The sequence below is a fragment of the Roseobacter sp. N2S genome, assembly GCF_031454055.1.
Taxonomy (GTDB): Bacteria; Pseudomonadota; Alphaproteobacteria; order Rhodobacterales; family Rhodobacteraceae; genus Amylibacter.
In genome coordinates this window covers 244043-261245 of record NZ_JAVDQB010000005.1, presented here as the reverse complement: position 1 = coordinate 261245, position 17203 = coordinate 244043, and the positions used below count along the sequence as shown (strand labels likewise).

The following is a 17203-nucleotide window of genomic DNA, read 5'->3' as shown; positions in this document are numbered from 1 at the left end:
CCTGCGGTCACCCTGAAAGGGGTGACCGCATCGTCCTGTTGTTGAATAAGCCATCAACGTTCTGGTGTGGAGCCATGTTGTTCACCCAAATCTCAACAAACTTTCTACACCCACCGTTACATTTAACCCAAAGCCGTTCCAGTCAGGATTAATGTGACTGGTAGGGAAACAAACGCGAAAATCGTGTGGACAGCTATAATCGTAGACATCAATGGCGCATCGCCTCCCAATTGGCGCGCAAGTGTCAGCGCAGAAGACGCGGTGGAGATTGATCCAAAAATCACAAGGATGATAATATCTGCTTTTGACAAATCCACGCATAAGGCCAAACCCAAAACAATCAGCGGAAACACTAAAAATTTACCGACCATAGATACAACCAGTGGCACAGTTTTGCCTCTGGCCCCGTTGAAACTGACACTTGCTCCGACGCACATCAGCATAAGTGGCAAAGCCGCACTGCCCACAAGTGAGGTCATGCTATGAACAAACGGTATATGCGCATCGGTCACAAGATTGGTTAACAGTCCCAGACAGATCGCCAACACAACTGGATTGCGCACCGTATCCTTTAGAACACGCGCGCCAACAGACATGCCTTCGGGCTTTGGCAGCAAGCCGATCATCATCGGTACAATGGACACATTGGTCACAAGCGCTAGAATTGCGGTCGCAAGAGTGGCCGTTTCCAGACCCGTTTTACCATAAAGACTTTCGCACAGAGCAAGCGCGATAAAAGCGTTATGGCGCACTGAGCCTTGTAGCACCGAACTGGTTTCATCCGGCCCAATTCGCAAAATTCGGCAAGCGATAAAGGCCAGTGCCGCGACTAGGAAAAAAGCGCTGATAAGCACAATCGCAAAGGACCGTATGCGTTCACCGCCGAATTCTGCGGTTGAATTCATGTGGAATAGCAGGGCCGGTATCAATACCCAATACACCAGCTTGTCCGCCTGAACCCAAAAGGTATCACCAGGCAGGCCGAGCCGAAACAGGACATGGCCCAGGACCATAACGCCAAACACGGGCGCGATTGCAAGGATGACCTCCATGACTTAACTGCTCGCCTTGTTCGGATCCGCACACATAGTCATCTAGCCCCTACGCCGGGTATGGGTTGGGGGAGAGTGGGATTTTTGCAAAGATGCACATGGCCTCGATTGCGCGGACGGCATCGCTTGGGGATTTAAACACCGGAACACCAGCCGCATCAAAGATGTCATAAGCATCTTGCGCCATGCTGCGTGGCCCGTTCCAGCATACCACCACAGGTTTGGGCGAGATGTCCTGAATGCGTGCAATCTCCTCGGCTGCCAGCCTTGCGCCGGTTCCTGTAACGGCGGCCAGTGCCAGAATAAGGCTGTCTACCGCACTGTCCTGTGACACAGCAGACAGGGATTCCGCCAGACTTGCCGGTGCGTTTACGGCCGATCCCGTAACATCGACCGGATTTTGCAGGCTGGCGAATTCTGGTAAATGGGGTCGCATCTGCGCAACCGTGTCTTCAGACAGTTTGCCCACTTCCAGCCCACGTTCAAAACATCTATCCGCAATGAAAATACCCGCGCCGCCTGACACGGTTACCACACCGACTTTGGGGCCAGCGGGGCTCCTTCGACCCTGTAAGGCTTTCAGGCAAATGGCCATATCCCGCGCATCCTGCACATCAATCACGCCAAGGGCACGGAACGAATCTGGCGCAAAATCCGAACTCTTGGACAGGTTCGCAGTATGCGCCTGTGCCGCCAAAGCCCCCGCGGGAGAGTTCCCAACCTTCCAAAGCATAATCGGCTTTCCAAGGCTTTGCGCGCGCCGTGCAAGATCCGCAAAGCGGTTGAGATCTTTGAACCCTTCAACATAGGCACCGATTGCGGTGACTTCATCCATGCCCAGAAAGGCGTTCAGACAGTCTATTGAACTTAGGTCCGACTCATTTCCGGTGGAAATATAACGCGCGAAACCAATGCCGCGATCGTTCAAATCCATCACAAGTGAATTGCCAAATGCGCCGGACTGCGAGGTCAGTGCAAAACCACCCTTGGCGTAGGATAAACCATAAGGTGCCCCGAACCCCATGTGGATCGGAACAGAAATATTCATCAAACCCTGACAATTCGGCCCGATCAAAGTAACCCCAGCCGCGCGGGCTATATCACAGAGCGCAGCCTGACGTTTTGCACCCGCCTCTCCTGCTTCGGCGTAGCCTGCGGAAAACACGATGGCAAAGGGGATACCTTTTTCGCCTGCGGCCTTAATCCCGGCCTCAACATGCTGCGCCGGGATCGCAACGATCACCACATCGGGCACTGTCGGGGTATCAGCCAGAGAGCCATAACAGGGTAGCCCTGCCACCTCGGAGTATTTGGGATTGATCGGGTAAATTGCCCCCGAAAACCCTTGATTTTGCAAATGTGCAACGGGTTGTCCGCCAATCGCCTCGGGATTTGCCGATGCGCCCAGAACGGCCACGGCTTGGGGGGTAAAAAGACGATCCAGATTGCGCGAAACAGTCATGCTGCATGCTCCGCCAAGGTCAGCTTTGCAATATTCAACTGGTGTATTTGGCTTGTGCCCTCATACAGCCGGAACAAGCGCACATCGCGGTAGAACCGTTCGATACTGGAAAAATCGGCCACATAGCCAGAGCCACCAAAGATTTGCACGGCACGGTCAGCCACGCGTCCACACATTTCCGAGGCAAAATATTTGCACATTGAGGCATCCAGCTTGGTGTCCTCACCCTGATCCCGTTTGCGCGCGGTTTGCAGCACCAACGCACGTGCGGCGGCTATTTCAGTTTGGCAATCCGCAATCATCGCTTGTACCAATTGGTGCTGGGCCACGGGTTTTCCAAACTGACTGCGGCCTGTGGCATAGGTTATTGCCTCCTCCAGCATACGGATAGCGGGGCCGATGCACAGGGCCGCCAGATGTAACCGCTGTTTGTTCAGCACTTTCATGGTGGTTTGAAATCCCGCACCCTCTTGACCGCCCAATAAGGCGGCGGCGGGAAGGCGGCAGTTTTCGATGACTACGTCGGACACAGGCGAGCCCGACTGCCCCATTTTGCGGTAGGCTGGACCCGCTTTTATACCCGTAACAGTTGCGTCCACCAGAAAAGCACTAATACCTTTTGATCCTTTGGAGGTAGGGTCCGTACGGGCGAAAACCGTGAACAAATCGGCAATCGGGGCATTGGTGATGAAACGTTTTGATCCGTTCAGAACCCACTCATCGCCGTCGCGCATTGCAGTTGTTTGCAAATTGGTGGCCTCTGAACCGGCTTCGACCTCTGTCAGAGCAAAACAACCGGTTATTTCGCCTGCGGCAAGGGCCGGCAGATACCGCGCCTTTTGATCGGCTGTCCCATCCACCACCAGCGCTTCGGAACCGATGCCTGTGTTTGTGCCCACCCGCGCCCGGAAAGCGGTGGAACATTGCGACAACTCCATTGCACCCATGACAAGCTCTTCCGCTGTCATGCCCCTGCCGCCGTATTCTTCAGGGATGCTCCACCCAAAGAAACCTTCGTCCCGCATGGATTGCACAAGACTTGCGTCAATGTGGTCCGCTTCGGCCACGGCGGATTCAGCTGGAATGGCAGTGTCGCGGACCCATTGGCGAACCCGATCCAGCAAAGCCGCATGTCTGTCTTTTTCCCGGATCATGGTCAGTCACTTTCAATCTGCTATTCTACGATTTCAGGCTGTGTGTCAGAAACGAACAGCCCAGCGGCGGACAGTTGCGAACGCAATAATGCACCGTATTCATGGAGTTTTTCTTCTGGTGTGCGGAATTCAGGCGCAGTAATTGCCAACACAGCGCGCACCTCGCCCACACGATCAAGGATTGGTAATGCAACAGCCGAGGCCCCGACAATCCGCTCGCCATACGACCAGGCGTACCCTTGCAGACGCACTTTGCGCAGGGTTTGCAACAACATTGGCGGATTGATGTCCTCGCCTGACAATGCAGGGTCTGACAGGATTGTTGTGATTTCCGGCTCGGGCAACCAAGCAAGTGCCGCCTTCCCTGCCGCGCCCCGCGTCACAGGAAAGACCGCCCCGACCTCTAACGTGTAGCGCAAGGGATGATGTGACGACAAAACTTCAAGAGCAACTTGCGATCCCCCATTGCGAACAAACAAGGTGGTGGATTCTTCGGTTTCACCGCGCAGGTTTTCCATAATGGGGCGCACCTGCTCTAACAGTTCCGCAGTAGATTGAGGACGCGAAATCGCAGGTAAATGGGGGGAGAGCGACCAATTTCCGGCGGCGGACACAACTGTTAGGCCGGAATCCTTCATGGTGCGCAGGACCAGTTCCGTGGTGTGAACATCCGCATCCAGATCGCTGGCCACATCCTCGATACTGCGGTCCGGTCGGTTTGACAGATCATGCAACGCGCGCACCAAAAGACGGGCGGTTTTCATCCGGTCATGGGCTTCGGCTGGCAGGTAGTTTTTGCTGGACCCGTCCTTGCGCACATAGCCCTTTGTTTCCAAAGTTTTGAGGATACGAAATACCACCGGTGCAGCTTCACCCAAGCGATTGGCAATTGCCGTAAGGTTTAGCGGTTCAGCCGATACTTCAATCATCGCCAAAACGTCCAATGCGCGGGACAGGGTTTGCAACTGGTAGTTTTTCTCGCTCATGTTTCCCCCTGGAGTTCGGCCAACCTGCGGGCCTTAAGCAATCTACGTTGCTTGTGCCCGCTCCAGAGCATCAAAGCCACCAGCGCAATGCAAATACCTAAAAATATCGCACTTAGCGGGCGGGTAACGAATACCGTGGCATCGCCACGCGCTATCAGCATGGCCCTGCGCAGATGTTCTTCCAGCATGGGGCCAAGGATAAATCCCAGCAACAACGGCGCGGGTTCGCATTTCAACAGCCGGAACGCATAGCCAAGCAGGGCAAACAGAACCACCATCCACACATCAAACGTGGAATTCGAAATGGAATAGACCCCGATACAGACCAGAACCGTAATAATCGGAAACAGGTATTTATAAGGGATCGTCACCATCCGCACCCAAATACCGATCATCGGAATGTTCAGGGCAAGCAGCATCACATTTCCCACCAGAAAACTGGCCGCCAACCCCCAGAACAATTCAGGGTGTTCGGGAATCATGGCGGGGCCTGGCTGGATGCCGTGGATGATCAGGGTGGCAAGGATCAGCGCCATCACCACGTCGCCCGGAATACCAAGGGTCAATGTGGGAATAAACGCCGTCTGGATCGCGGCATTATTCGCAGACTCAGGTCCGGCAATGCCTTCAATCGCGCCCTTTCCAAACCGAGAGGGGTCTTTGTTGATCTTGCGTTCAACCGCATAGGACACAAAGGTCGCGACCGTACCACCAGTCCCTGGCAGCGCTCCAAAGAAACCACCGATTCCCGTGCCTCGAACCATGGGGCCAAAAGAGCGCCGCCAGTCATCCCGTGTCGGGATCATGGATCGAAGAGTCACGTCTTGTGCGTTTACAATACTGCTTTTGATCTTCCCAGCGTTGTGGATCACCTCGGGAAGGCCAAACAGACCAATAACCACAGCTACAAGATTGAAACCATTGAACAACTCGGGAATGTCAAACGAATAGCGCGCATAGCCGCTGGTGGAATCCATGCCAACGGTGCCAATCAGCAAGCCAATCACCACCATACCAACCGCCCGAAACGGACGCCCAGAAGACAGCAGCGCCGCCGCCAGCAGCCCCATTATCAGAAGGGAAAAATATTCCGGAGAGCCGAAATTCAACGCCACATTCGCTAACAACGGCGCCCCGACAGCAAGTGCAATGATACCGACAACACTGCCAAAGAAAGACGCAATTGTTGTCATAAACAGGGCAACACCTGCACGCCCCGCTTTGGTCATGGGATAGCCATCCAATGCTGTTACAGCCGTGTTAGGTGTGCCCGGCAAGTTCAGCAGGATCGACGCGGTAGATCCGCCGTAAGCCACCCCGTAATAAATACCCGCAAGCATAATTAGCGCAGTGGCAGGGTCCAGTTGAAAGGTCAAAGGCAGCAACATGGCGATTGCAGCCAAGGTTCCAAGACCGGGCAGCACACCAACCAAGGTTCCCAATGTCACGCCAACGAAACAGTAGGACAAGGATTTGGTGGTCAGCGCGACGCTGAAACCAAGCGCGAGGTTTTCAAATATGGACATGGGATTAAAACTCGATCGGTTCGAGCGGCAGCCCGAGGATGTAAATAAAGATTACAACGCAGATCACCGTGCAGCTGGCCGCAAGGATCAGTGTTTCTTTCAGCTGCAGGTCATCATCCGCCTGCGCACTTAAGATCACTGCGGCAAGGATTGCAGGGGCGAGGCCCAATGTTTCAACCGATGCTGCAAACGCCATAACCGCCAGAACAATCCAGACCAGACCGCGCCAAGACGGGCGTTCAATATCCGGTCCGTCCACGCTTCGCCCTTCAATGAACAAGACCCCAAGACTAAGCACCATCAACAGCACAGACAGAATGATCGGAAAATACCCAGGCCCCATGCGTGTCACACTGCCTATCGGATAATTCCATGCTTCAAATAATGCGAACGCTCCGATCAAAAGACCGGCAAGACCAGACAGAACGTGCGATTGCTTCATCCCCTGTTTTAACATCTTGTTTGTTCCTCCTCTGTTGTGATCCGAACGCACCCTCCCGGAGCGGTAATCGCTAGATCGGCTTGCTTAGATACGGACTGTCAGCCAGCGGGCCGGATGCGGGCTTTTCTTGGCGGAAGATTTGGCGCAAATGTACTTCATCCGGTCCATCAAAAATTCGAAACGCACGGGCCCATGCCATAGCAGCGGGCAAAGGCGTGTCGTCGGTGCCACCAAGCGCGCCAAACAATTGCACCGCGCGGTCAATCACCCCGTTCAGCATGGCCGGAACCGCAACTTTGGCAATCGACACATCCCGCCATGCAGACTGGTGACCCTTTTTATCCAGTAGCCAAGCACATTTCAGCACAATCAACCGTGCCTGTTCAATTTCAATACGCGAGCGGGCAATCCAGCCCTGCACCGTGTCATACTCGCCCAATGTTTTGTTAAAAGCACGCCGCTCCGAGGCTCGAGCAACCATCATTTCGATCACAGTTTCCGCCAGCCCAATGGCGCGCATACAGTGATGTACCCGCGCAGGGCCTAGGCGGGTTTGGGCGACAGCAAAGCCCTGCCCTTCAACCCCGAGCAGCGCTGACGCCGGTACTTCTACATTGTTGAATTCCAGTTCCGCCATCGGAGAGCAGGGCTCGTCCCACCCCATGAAACGCAGTTTTCGAACTTGTTTCAGGCCAGCTGTGTCCATTGGAACGATCAGCGCAGTATGACCGCTTCGCGGGGCTGCATCTGACATTGCCCCGATGACTATCATAAACTTACAGTTTGCATGGGCAGCGCCCGAAGCAAACCACTTACGCCCGTTCATCACATACCCCGTAGCTGTCTTGTCGATCCGCATGGCAATATTGCGCGCATCGGACGAAGCGGTCGCCGGTTCTGTCATCGCAAAAGCAGACCGCACGCTGCCGTCAAGCAAAGGATCAAGCCACTGCGCCTGCTGGTCCGGCGTTGCGGCCTCTAACAAGGTGATCATGTTGGGCACATCGGGTGCATGACAGTTGAACACCACAGGTGCCCAAGCCAAACGGCCCATGATCTCCGCAATCGGCGCAAATTCCAGATTGCTTAACCCCTGCCCCGGTTTGCTCTCTGGCAAACCCGACAAGCCCATATTCCACAAACCTTCGCTTTTGGCTTTTGCGCGCAGGTCTTCCAGCCATACGGGATCGCCGCTGTTGTTTTCGCTCCAGTCACGCCAGTCACGATTGCGCGGCAACACATGGGTCTCAAAAAACGCCCCTACTCGGGCGGTGATGTCTTGGCTGCGGTCTGAAAATTCGAAATCCATCGGGGTCTGCCCTTGTTTGACTGTGGCGATAACATCTGGCCAGCATTAAAAGTGGCGTTATCAGTCACGCCAAGAAGAACAGGCGGCGGCTTATGTGCCGCCGCCTGTTGGGATCAATTCGACGTCACGCCGGCACCTTTGGAAATCTCGGTCCAAAACGCGATCTCGGATGTGACGAAATTATGGTAATCCTCAGGAGATCCCCCTGCTGGCAACAAGCCACTGTTAGCAAGTCTTTCCATTGTGCCTGGATCATCAAGCGCTGCCTGAAACGCAGCGTTGATCTTGGTAACAACGTCTGCGGGCGTACCTTTGGGGGCAAACAGACTAAAATTGGCTGAGCCACGGGGCACGTCATAGCCTAGTTCTTTCAGGGTAGGCGTATCAGGCAGCAAGGGCAGTCGCGTATCCCAAGCACTGGCCAATACACGAACTTCGCCGGTTTTGCCCTTTAGACAACCAGGTGTGACCCCGTCGAACATAACCTGAATATTGCCCGCCATCACATCAAGAATAGCGGGTGCTGATCCTTTGTAGCCCACATGCTCCACTTTGAACCCCATGGATTTTGCAAAGGCCAGTCCCCAAAGATGGGGCATACTGCCGACGCCAGCAGTGGCATATAGCACCGGATCTTCTTGGGCTTTAGCCCAGTCTACAAACGCGTCAAAGCTTTGGGCCGGATGGTCTGGGGACACCAGAATACACATTGGAAGATCGACCAGTTTTATAACATGTTCAAAATCATCAACCGGATTATAGGGCGTTGGTTTGCCCATTGCTGTGTTCAACGTATAAGGTGCGGCAGCAGCCCCGATAGTATAGCCATCTGGCTTGGCGCGGAAAACCGCTTCGGTGGCAGGAATGGTTGCGCCGCCCGGCTTGTTTTCAACAACAATGGTCTGGCCCAAAACTTCAGAGGCTTTAGGGACAAGTGTGCGGATCGTGGTATCTGTGCCGCCACCTGCAGAATAAGGTACAATGACATGAACAGCCTGTGTCGGCCAGTCATCAGCGTGAACGGCCGTTGTAAAAAACGCAAGCGTTGCGGCCCCGAGTGTCACCAGTTTGGTAAGTTTCATATGTGTTCCTCCTAGTTTTGATTTCGCCGCTTAGTCCGGCTGATATGCGTTCCCCACTCCTCCGCAGGGTCAGCTTATTGTGACGACCACCTTACCGATGGCCGACCGTTCCTCTAGGGCGCGCAATGCATCTGCGGCCTGTTCTAAAGGGAATTTTCGCGCGATTTCCGGAGCAATTTTACCCGCCTCGAACCAATCACAGAGGCGGGCAAACCCTGCGCGCATGCGATCTGGATGGCGCAGAGCAAATTCGCCCGCACGGATGCCGATCACGGATATTTCTTTAATCAGAACGATATTGGACGGAACCGACCCCATGCTGCCCGAGGTAAACCCCACAACACACAGACGCCCCCCCGGTGCAAGACTGCGCACCGATGCGTCAAATGCGGCACCCCCCACTGGATCAAGCGCCACATCTACGCCTGCCCTGCCAGTGATCTCTTTCACCCGCGCTCGAATATCCTCATCTGAATAATTTATTACATCTGACACGCCTTGTTTGCGTAGAAACGCAATTTTTTCGGCAGAACCAGCAGTGGCAATCACTTTAGCGCCCAAGGCATGGGCGATTTGAACCGCTGCCAGCCCGACACCGCCCGCCGCCCCATGCACCAGAACTGTTTCACCCGATTGCAGGCGAGCTTTTTCAACCAGCGCATTATAAGAGGTATAATAAGTGACAAAAAGTGCCGCTGCGGTCACATCGTTCATCGCCTTGGGGATCGACAAAAGGTAGCTGGCCGGAAGTGTAATTTCCTCGGCAAAGCCAGGGTAAAGTGACATGGTGCGGGCGACAACCCGATCCCCGACAGCAAATCCTTTGACATCAGCGCCCAGTTCCAACACTTCGCCAGACACCTCCATGCCAGGGCAAAACGGTGGATCCGGCTTGAATTGATATAAGCCACGGGTCATCAAAAGATCTGGAAAATTCACGCCGCATGCCCGTACCTTCAAACGAACCTCCCCAGATTTGGGGGCTTCGCGTGGAATGCGGTCTATTGTCAGACCATCCGGCCCTGACAAATTATGACACAGCATAGCTCGCACGGTTCGCGCGTCATGTTTCGCTGTGTTTCCGTGAGTTTCGCGGCTCATGCTGGCACCGTTTCTGCTGACTGAAACACCCGCGCTGCGGCCTTTGCCTCGCTCATGGTACGTTTGATTATGTCAGCTACGGTAGTTTCCTCGTTGAAGTAAGCGATGCTTTGGCCAGCCGCTTCCCACATCAAAGGGGCGACGCGGTTTTGACGGATACCTGCCAGAAACTCGCCAATCAGTGCCTGTTGATAGGGCATAGCCAAAGGCTCTGGGGCATCTGGCGCATTCCATTCATCTGACCAGGCCGTACGGATCATCCGAAGGGTTTTGCCGCTATAGGACCGCGAAATCAGCGTGTCTTCGCTTTGCGCTGCAAGCAATTTTTGCAACACTATATCATCAATGCCGTGCTCAATAGTGGTCAACCAAGCGGTTCCCATCCAGACCCCCTGCGCCCCAAGGGCAAGTGCTGCTGCCAGATGGCGTCCTGTACCGACTCCACCTGCGGCCAAAACAGGTATATCGCCCGCAATATCAACCACTTGAGGCACTAGAGAAAACGTGCCGATCTTGCCTGTATGTGCCCCTGCATCATGGCCTTGTGCCACCAACAAATCCACACCAGCTTCTAGTGCTTTACGGGCATGGCGTGGCGCGCCGATCAGTGCGATGGTCTTTTTTCCAGCCGCTTTCGCCCGCTCAATCACTTCGGCAGGCACCCCGACCGCTGCTGCGAACACATCCGCTTCAGATGCAAGAGCAGCTTCGACCTGCCTCGCAAACAGGCTTTGCGAGCGTACATTATCCGAAAAGAAATCCGCCTCTGTGCGTTTAGGAACTTTGTATTTCTGCGCCAAGCCTGCAACGAAAGCTTTGTGTTCGGCAGGCAAACCATCCCGCACAGCTTGCAGGTTAGTTTCGTCCCCAACCGTCTGGGGCAACAACAAATCAAGCGCAAACGGACGGTCGCCGCAAAGTTGGCGCAACTGTTTTGCAACTTCGATAATCTCGTCCGGTTGGTGATGGGTTGCCCCATAAACCCCAAGCCCCCCCGCGTTGCTAATGGCCGCCGTCACCGCAACCGAATGGGAAAAGCCAAAAATCGGCAGCTCAATTCCCATGACGTTACAAGCCTGTGTTTTCATCTTATGTCCCCCCTTAATTCAATTCTATGCGTTCGTGTTCAGACGACTTTTCGGGCGCGAAGTTCGGAAATGTCCTCAACAGTCACTCCCAAGCCTTGCAACACTTCATCCGTATCCCGCCCCAAAGCCCCAGCCGAGCGGCGATGCGCGGCCCTACGCTTTGCAAAACGTGGCACCACATTTTGCATCCGCACTTCGTCAAAGTCGTCATCCGGAACGGGTGTGATTGCATCGCGCGCTTTCATCTGTGGGTCTGCAAAAATCTGGTCAATTGCATAGACGGGCGCAACTGTGCCCCCCGACTTTTGAAACGCGTCCAGCGCATCATCGAGCGTCTGGCCTGCGAACCAATCCGCAAACATTCCGTTCAACTGTTTGGTATACTCCAAGCGGGATGAATTGGTGGCATAGCGTGGGTCTTTTGGCAGCTCTGGCTGACCAATTGCCACGCAGTTGCGTGCGAAAACTGCATTGGTGCTGCCAGACAAGGACACCCAACGGTGATCGGCGGTTTCAAACACCGCAGCTGGCGCCGAATAAAGGTTCGCATTCCCGACCCTTTCCCGTACTTCACCTGTTTGATCGTACTCGATTGGCAGGAACTCCAGCAACTTCAATGTCGCTTCGGTCAGGGACAGATCAATTTCCTCGCCCCGCCGTTCCGGGTCGTTTTTCACGGCCAAAAGCGCGGCTAGGATTGACGTTGCCCCAAACAATCCTCCCACTGCATCCCCAAGCGGGTAGCCCGAATGCATTGGCTGCCCGTCCGGTTCACCTGTCAAATAGGTCAAACCGCCCATAGCCTCAAATATCCGCGCAAAACCAGGGCGCGAACTGTAAGGCCCGTCCTGGCCAAAACCAGTAACCCGCAAGATCACCAAAGACGGATTTGCCTCCCAAAGCACTTCGCGGGTTAGGCCCCAGCGGTCCAAAGTGCCAGGGCGGAAATTCTCAATCAGAACATCCTGCTGCGCAACCAACTTCAGAAAAAGCGCTGCACCTTCCTTTTGACGCAGATCCAACGTGGCAAATTTTTTGTTCCGGTTGATTACTTTCCACCAGAGCGATTTTCCATCCTTGAAAGGTGGAAAATCCCGCGCACCATCCCCGACATCAGGCAGCTCCAGCTTCAGCACCTCTGCACCATAATCCGCCAGCAAAGCTGCTGCAAAAGGGGCTGCAATGATTGTAGCAGCGTCCAAAACCTTTAACCCAGCCAAAGGCCCAGTGTTGTCTGACAGTCTGGTCATCAAGGCTCCCCCCTTAAATTTCCTCAAAGTGCACAAGGCATTTTGTTACCCATTACGTAAAAGCACGAAAATTATTCTGCAAGAAATTTTTCTATTTGCAGTAATATTATTTTTCCATACTTTCAGAAAGATCAGAGCAACAAGCTAAATCTGGAAAAAATACATGCAATTAAAATGCTTTAAATCAATGATATACGCCAAATATTCGGAATCACTCCTGAAACGGCACCTTACGAGTGGCTCGAAAGATCCGCGTGCCACTGGCAAACTTTACGCCACAAATAATTACTATATCCGTAATTTATGAGGACGTCATGACAGTTATCCGAATCGAAAAACCAGCACATGGTGTCACGCTACTGACATTGAACCGTCCAGACGCCAGAAATGCGCTCTCGCTTGAATTGCGTGAACACCTAACCAGCGCTCTGTCTGATTGTGCCAGCGATGAAGCGGTGCGTGCCGTCGTCCTTACCGGAGGAGATCAGATATTTGCAGCGGGCGCCGATTTACGTGAAATGGCGTCAATGCGACCGCGCGATATGCTACTGCGGAACATCGAAACCCACTGGCGTGCGGTGGCGCAATTTCCAAAACCGTTGATCGCGGCGGTAAACGGTTTAGCGCTCGGCGGCGGGTTTGAACTAGCGTTGCATGCAGATATCATTCTGGCATCGCGCGGCGCAAAATTCGCCCTACCTGAAGTCACTCTTGGCTTGATGCCGGGTGGTGGTGGAACACAACGGCTGATCCGCGCCGTAGGCAAAGCGCGCGCAATGCGGCTATTGATGACAGGGGACAGACTTGACGCGCAAGAAGCATTTCGCGCGGGCGTTATCAGCGAAGTGGTAGAGGAAAGCTCCGCCATTCCAGCCGCTGTATCCCTAGCAGCCCGGATCGCTAAACTGCCACCGATTTCCCAGCGCCTTATTAAAGAAGTCTCGCTCGCTGGAATGGATGGACCCTTGGAAACCGGTTTGGCGCTGGAACGCCGCGCCGTGCAAATCCTGTTTGACACGGACGACCTACAAGAAGGTATCTCTGCATTTTTTGACAAACGCGAACCGGTTTTTAACGGACGCTAAGCCTGTGAAAAACAATTCTAGATGGAGTACACTATGACGCTCGACGTTAACAGATTGATGAATTACCCCTTCCCCGAGATTGAAACTAACCTGACCCCACGGGATGCCTGCCTCTATGCGCTTGGGATCGGGATCGGGGAACAGGCTACAGATCCTGCCCAACTGGCCTTTGTGAACGAGAACGGCTGCGGTGAAATCAACTTTCGTGCCGCACCGACGCAGCCCGTGACTATGGGCTTTTTCCGATGGGTGTTAACACCTGGGCTGGGGCTGGATGTAAATCGTGTGGTGCACGGTGAGGACCGGATCACCTTGCACGGGCCGATCCCGACTGAAGGGCGTGTGTTGTCAAAATTTGAGATTTTGGGCGTGCAAGACAAAGGCGAAGGCCGCGGCGCGTTAGTGCATTGCCGCTGGGTCACACGCCAAGAGGACAGCAACACGGCTTTTGCAACGGTCGAAATGAAGAATTTTTGCCGTGGGGATGGTGGCTGCGGCAGCGCCGGAGTGTCATCTGCTATAACAAGCGCGATTCCTGACACCCCCTTCAATCGCGAAGCTGCCGTCAAAATACGGCCAGACGCAGCCCTTTTGTACCGCTTATCCGGAGATTTGAACCCGCTGCACATAGACCCTGTGTACGCACTCTCCGCAGGTTTTGAAAAACCGATCCTGCACGGTCGGTGCACTATGGCGTTTGCAGCACGTGCCATATGGGAAACGACCTGCCCGCCGGAAGCCGTTACACAAATCTCCTGCCGTTTTAGCGCCCCTACCTACCCTGGTGACACCCTTCGCGTCTTGATGTGGGACTGCGAAAACACCGTGCACTTTCGCGCCCTTTCCAGTGACACAGGGAAGACGGTCATTGATAATGGTCAGTTGATTTTTAAAATTTAAGCGATTTCAGCGGGGATCGTTTTGGCATTGGGTTATGCCCGCCCCTCACGAACTTGCATCGCAAAACGATGCGACTTTTGGCAAAGGGATTCTCAACATTTCACAGGGCGAGCACAGAGCGACTGCATCCCCAAACCCCGTCAAAATGGTGAAGTGTACGAAGTGGCATCGCTTCAAGCAGGGCTGATGAAATCAACGGATTATCAACGTTCCTGCAAAAAATTCGCTTTCCAGCCAGAGACTTGGCGGCACTCGCCCCCCACAGTCAGGCCCATCACAAACCGCGGAATTGGCTTACCTGCAATCGTGTGCGTTAAATTTTGTTGACAATATCAACGATTGCTCCGTAAGCTTGAAATCACAGGAGACACACATTGAAAAATCTGAACGCTCGCAAGATCAATCCGCCACATCCCAAACCCGATATAATTGAGCGGCTCTCCCAAGCTATGAGCTTTCGGATATCCCGACTTGCAGCAATTAATGAACGTGCAGGGACACATCGTTTTAAGAATGAATTTGGGCTTAGCCTGTCGGAATGGCGGGTCATCGGGCTGGTTGCAGAAAGCAGCCCTGCCACAACTTCCAAAATACGGGAAATGCTTTTGCTGGATCGCGGATTGTTAAGCCGCACAGTGAAAGAGCTTTGCTCTCGCAACCTGCTCATCACCGAACCCAGTCCCGAAGACCGCAGGCAGACGCTGCTTTTCCTGACGGATGAAGGGCGCGCCTTACATCAGGCTTGCATCCAATTCACAGACGAACGGAACAGCTCAATGGCGTCAGTTCTGAGCGCAGAAGAGCAAGAGGCGTTCGGCCGCATGCTCGATCTGATGATTGACCATAACGCTGAACTCTTGAAACAAGGGAATTACACTGGTGACTAACACGATCGCACTGCCACTTAATCCTCTTCAGAAATTGGGGCGCGCATTGGCCGTCGCGTTTTCTCTGATCATTATTGCCGTCATTGCATTTTTCGTAATCGACGAGGCAAACGCCAGATTTGGCGTGATGGCCGCCAGCATCGCAATTGTCGCGCTCACCTCTGACAAGGGGCGCATGGGCAAATTGGGCTGGGCCTTAGACTTGGGCATGGTCGTCGCGTTTGCATATTCCGCGCTGTGGTTTTTCCAAGTCAAACAGGACCTTTACACCGGCTTTTACACAGCAACCCCGGAAAACATTGTAGCGGGCCTTGTTGGCATGCTTGCGATCATTGTCCTTTCAATGCGGGCCTGGGGCTATGCATTGGCCATCATGGCAGTGCTGTTTATCATGTTCGGATTTGCAGGCCCCTATCTGCCTGGCATTCTGGAACATTTCGGGATGGACTGGGCCAGCTTTCTGCAAATTGGCTGGTACTCCTTTGACGGGGTGTTCGGACGGGTCACCGGCTTGGTTGCGGATAATGTTCTGATCTTTCTGATCTTCGGTGCAATCCTCGAAAGAACTGGCGCAGGCGATAGTTTGATCCATCTTTCAACAGCACTAACCGCACGTATTCGGGGCGGCGCGGCCCATGCGGCCATCGTTGCTTCGGCCATCTTTGGCATGATGAGCGGCAGTGTCGCTGCGAATATCGCGGGGACGGGTGTTTTCACGATCCCGATGATCAAACGACAAGGGTTTTCCGCGAACTTTGCAGGGGCCGTTGAAACAGCCGCTTCGTCAGGCGGGCAATTGACACCTCCGATTATGGCCGCTGCGGTTTTTGTCATGGCAGATCTTGTGGGAATGCCCTTTGTTATGGTGATGGCCGCCGCGACAATCCCCGCGCTGTTCAAATACATCGGCCTGTTTGCCCAAGTTTACACCGAAGCCGTGCGCCTCGACATCCAGAACCTTCCCGAAGATCAAATCCCGACGATTACCGCCCGTGACTGGCTGAATTCCGCATTGGTCTTTGTTCCCATTGCCGCGCTGATGATTGCCTTTTTCATTGGCAAAAGCCCCGCCACGGCCGGGCTATACGGTTTGATCACGGCCATAGTCATGGGTTTGCTTTTGAACCCTGATTTCCGCCGAGAGCCCAAACGCATTGTTTCGGCGTTGGCAGATGGCGGTGTCAGTGCTGCGCAGATTATTCTGGCGGTTGGGGTGATTGGTATTGTTTTGGCTGTTGTAAATGAAACAGGTGTTGCGATCCGCTTTGCCACATCCATTGCCGCTGCGGGCGAAAGCAGCCTCATTCTAGCATTGGTTTTGGCCATGTTTGGCGCGTTAATCCTTGGCATGGGTCTGCCGACCTTGCCCGCCTATCTGATAATCGCCATCATGATCGCCCCTGCAATTATCAAAGCAGGCGTGGAACCCATCGCTGCGCATATGTTTGTGCTGTATTTCGCGGTCTATTCGTCAATTGTTCCGCCCATTGCCTATGGTTGCTATGTTGCGGCACCCATTGCCGGGGGCAATCCGCTTGCCACGTCCTTTGTGGCGCTGCGCATCTCGATTATCGGCCTCTTGGTGCCTTATGTCTTCGTCTACTCCCCTTCAATGTTACTGGTCGCAGACGGATTCACATGGGTCGAACTGGCCTTCACCATAACCCGTCTTCTTGCTGCGGTATGGATGTTGGCCACGGCCTTTGGCGGTGCAGATCCTCGGCTAGGCATATTAGGCATAGGACAACGCAGCCTGCGGCTGGTTATCGGGGCAGCGGCGATGCTTCCCATTGCCTATTTCTGGATGCCTGCCGTCATCTTGACACTGGCCGTCGGACTGTTCTCACCAAAACCAAAAATCCAAATACCAACATAAAGG

15 protein-coding genes are annotated in these 17203 nt (G+C 54.0%); 4 read left to right on the top strand and 11 right to left on the bottom strand.

Annotated elements, in window-relative coordinates:
* Positions 1–122: 122 nt before the first annotated feature.
* The 11 genes from GGE09_RS14035 to GGE09_RS13985 form a co-directional block, all read right to left on the bottom strand.
* Positions 123–1052: an AEC family transporter gene (locus GGE09_RS14035; protein ID WP_309746776.1), complete on the bottom strand. Its 930-nt coding sequence runs from the start codon at positions 1050–1052 to the stop codon at positions 123–125.
* A 49-nt stretch (positions 1053–1101) separates the two neighbouring features.
* Positions 1102–2514, bottom strand: coding sequence for a CoA-binding protein (locus GGE09_RS14030; RefSeq protein ID WP_309746775.1), 1413 nt, complete (start codon positions 2512–2514; stop codon positions 1102–1104).
* Complete coding sequence (locus GGE09_RS14025) at positions 2511–3668, bottom strand: acyl-CoA dehydrogenase family protein (protein WP_309746774.1); 1158 nt, start codon at positions 3666–3668, stop codon at positions 2511–2513. The genes GGE09_RS14030 and GGE09_RS14025 overlap by 4 nt, the downstream gene beginning before the upstream one ends.
* Positions 3669–3688: 20 nt before the next feature.
* A complete protein-coding gene (locus GGE09_RS14020) occupies positions 3689–4654 on the bottom strand; it encodes an IclR family transcriptional regulator (RefSeq protein ID WP_309746773.1) in 966 nt (321 codons plus the stop codon).
* Positions 4651–6180 carry a tripartite tricarboxylate transporter permease gene (locus GGE09_RS14015; RefSeq protein WP_309746772.1) on the bottom strand — a complete coding sequence of 510 codons (1530 nt, stop codon included), beginning with the start codon at positions 6178–6180 and terminating at the stop codon, positions 4651–4653. The genes GGE09_RS14020 and GGE09_RS14015 overlap by 4 nt, the downstream gene beginning before the upstream one ends.
* A gap of 4 nt (positions 6181–6184) precedes the next feature.
* A complete protein-coding gene (locus tag GGE09_RS14010; RefSeq protein ID WP_309746771.1) occupies positions 6185–6622 on the bottom strand; it encodes a tripartite tricarboxylate transporter TctB family protein in 438 nt (145 codons plus the stop codon).
* 70 nt (positions 6623–6692) lie between these two features.
* The gene (locus GGE09_RS14005; RefSeq protein ID WP_309746770.1) at positions 6693–7931 is read right to left on the bottom strand and encodes an acyl-CoA dehydrogenase family protein; all 1239 of its coding nucleotides are present in this window, start codon (positions 7929–7931) and stop codon (positions 6693–6695) included.
* A gap of 113 nt (positions 7932–8044) precedes the next feature.
* A complete protein-coding gene (locus tag GGE09_RS14000) occupies positions 8045–9013 on the bottom strand; it encodes a tripartite tricarboxylate transporter substrate binding protein (protein WP_309746769.1) in 969 nt (322 codons plus the stop codon).
* A gap of 69 nt (positions 9014–9082) precedes the next feature.
* Positions 9083–10057 carry an NADPH:quinone oxidoreductase family protein gene (locus GGE09_RS13995; protein ID WP_309746839.1) on the bottom strand — a complete coding sequence of 325 codons (975 nt, stop codon included), beginning with the start codon at positions 10055–10057 and terminating at the stop codon, positions 9083–9085.
* Between the two features lie 53 nt (positions 10058–10110).
* Positions 10111–11202 (bottom strand): nitronate monooxygenase family protein, encoded by a 1092-nt coding sequence (locus GGE09_RS13990; protein WP_309746768.1) that lies wholly within the window; start codon positions 11200–11202, stop codon positions 10111–10113.
* 38 nt (positions 11203–11240) lie between these two features.
* A complete protein-coding gene (locus GGE09_RS13985; protein ID WP_309746767.1) occupies positions 11241–12452 on the bottom strand; it encodes a CaiB/BaiF CoA-transferase family protein in 1212 nt (403 codons plus the stop codon).
* A gap of 314 nt (positions 12453–12766) precedes the next feature.
* Between GGE09_RS13985 and GGE09_RS13980 the strand changes: the two genes are divergently transcribed.
* The 4 genes from GGE09_RS13980 (at position 12767) to GGE09_RS13965 (ending at position 17200) form a co-directional block, all read left to right on the top strand.
* Positions 12767–13537: an enoyl-CoA hydratase-related protein gene (locus GGE09_RS13980; RefSeq protein ID WP_309746766.1), complete on the top strand. Its 771-nt coding sequence runs from the start codon at positions 12767–12769 to the stop codon at positions 13535–13537.
* 33 nt (positions 13538–13570) lie between these two features.
* Positions 13571–14437 (top strand): MaoC/PaaZ C-terminal domain-containing protein, encoded by an 867-nt coding sequence (locus GGE09_RS13975; protein WP_309746765.1) that lies wholly within the window; start codon positions 13571–13573, stop codon positions 14435–14437.
* 374 nt (positions 14438–14811) lie between these two features.
* Positions 14812–15324, top strand: a complete 513-nt coding sequence (locus GGE09_RS13970; protein ID WP_309746764.1) for a MarR family winged helix-turn-helix transcriptional regulator — start codon at positions 14812–14814, stop codon at positions 15322–15324.
* The gene (locus tag GGE09_RS13965; RefSeq protein ID WP_309746763.1) at positions 15317–17200 is read left to right on the top strand and encodes a TRAP transporter fused permease subunit; all 1884 of its coding nucleotides are present in this window, start codon (positions 15317–15319) and stop codon (positions 17198–17200) included. The genes GGE09_RS13970 and GGE09_RS13965 overlap by 8 nt, the downstream gene beginning before the upstream one ends.
* The last annotated feature ends 3 nt before the right edge of the window (positions 17201–17203 follow it).

Excerpts from the sequence above, each read along its gene's own strand:
- GGE09_RS13985 (WP_309746767.1), bottom strand. The coding sequence starts at position 12,452 with ATGACCAGACTGTCAGACAACACTGGGCCTTTGGCTGGGTTAAAGGTT.
- GGE09_RS13980 (WP_309746766.1), top strand. The coding sequence starts at position 12,767 with ATGACAGTTATCCGAATCGAAAAACCAGCACATGGTGTCACGCTACTG.
- GGE09_RS14035 (WP_309746776.1), bottom strand. The coding sequence starts at position 1,052 with ATGGAGGTCATCCTTGCAATCGCGCCCGTGTTTGGCGTTATGGTCCTG.
- GGE09_RS14025 (WP_309746774.1), bottom strand. The coding sequence starts at position 3,668 with ATGATCCGGGAAAAAGACAGACATGCGGCTTTGCTGGATCGGGTTCGC.
- GGE09_RS13975 (WP_309746765.1), top strand. The coding sequence starts at position 13,571 with ATGACGCTCGACGTTAACAGATTGATGAATTACCCCTTCCCCGAGATT.
- GGE09_RS14020 (WP_309746773.1), bottom strand. The coding sequence starts at position 4,654 with ATGAGCGAGAAAAACTACCAGTTGCAAACCCTGTCCCGCGCATTGGAC.
- GGE09_RS14000 (WP_309746769.1), bottom strand. The coding sequence starts at position 9,013 with ATGAAACTTACCAAACTGGTGACACTCGGGGCCGCAACGCTTGCGTTT.
- GGE09_RS13995 (WP_309746839.1), bottom strand. The coding sequence starts at position 10,057 with ATGCTGTGTCATAATTTGTCAGGGCCGGATGGTCTGACAATAGACCGC.
- GGE09_RS14030 (WP_309746775.1), bottom strand. The coding sequence starts at position 2,514 with ATGACTGTTTCGCGCAATCTGGATCGTCTTTTTACCCCCCAAGCCGTG.
- GGE09_RS13990 (WP_309746768.1), bottom strand. The coding sequence starts at position 11,202 with ATGAAAACACAGGCTTGTAACGTCATGGGAATTGAGCTGCCGATTTTT.
- GGE09_RS14010 (WP_309746771.1), bottom strand. The coding sequence starts at position 6,622 with ATGAAGCAATCGCACGTTCTGTCTGGTCTTGCCGGTCTTTTGATCGGA.
- GGE09_RS14015 (WP_309746772.1), bottom strand. The coding sequence starts at position 6,180 with ATGTCCATATTTGAAAACCTCGCGCTTGGTTTCAGCGTCGCGCTGACC.
- GGE09_RS14005 (WP_309746770.1), bottom strand. The coding sequence starts at position 7,931 with ATGGATTTCGAATTTTCAGACCGCAGCCAAGACATCACCGCCCGAGTA.